This window comes from Halobellus sp. Atlit-38R (assembly GCF_003665925.1).
GTDB lineage: Archaea > Halobacteriota > Halobacteria > Halobacteriales > Haloferacaceae > Haloquadratum > Haloquadratum inordinatus.
In genome coordinates this window covers 1-477 of record NZ_QXIJ01000276.1, presented here as the reverse complement: position 1 = coordinate 477, position 477 = coordinate 1, and the positions used below count along the sequence as shown (strand labels likewise).

The window sequence follows — 477 nt, the reverse complement described above, 5'->3', positions numbered from 1 at the left end:
GGCGACGTGACCGTCGTCGCGCCCGCCGAGAACCAAAGCGGCGTCGGCCGCGCCCGCAACGAACACGCGGTCCGCCGCGACCACCCGTGGGGGTACGCTCTCGAAGGAACCCCCGCGGACTGCGTCGCCTACGCCCTTCGCGGCCTCGACGCCGACTTCGATATCGTCGTCTCCGGTATCAACGACGGCCCGAACGCGGGCAACTACGTCGTCGGCCGGTCGGGAACCGTCGGCGCGGGCGTCGAGGCCGCGTTCCTCGGGACGCCCGCCGTCGCCGTCTCCAGCTACCACGCCAGGGACTTCTTCTGTCACCCGCCCGAGGAGTACGACTTCTCCCGTCCCGCACGGGTCGCCCGTGCCCTGACCGAGCGCGTCTTCGGGACCGACGTGTTCGACGAAGTCGACCTCCTGAACGTCAACGCCCCGGCGGACGTGCCGAGCCCCCGAATGCGCGTGACCCGCCCCTTCGCGGACTAC

The 477-nt window shown here is 71.5% G+C and carries 1 protein-coding gene; it reads left to right on the top strand.

Annotated features, from left to right (window positions below):
- Positions 1 to 477 (top strand): 5'/3'-nucleotidase SurE (gene surE / locus D3D02_RS19355; RefSeq protein ID WP_199723224.1); only part of this gene is annotated, 477 nt, incomplete at both ends.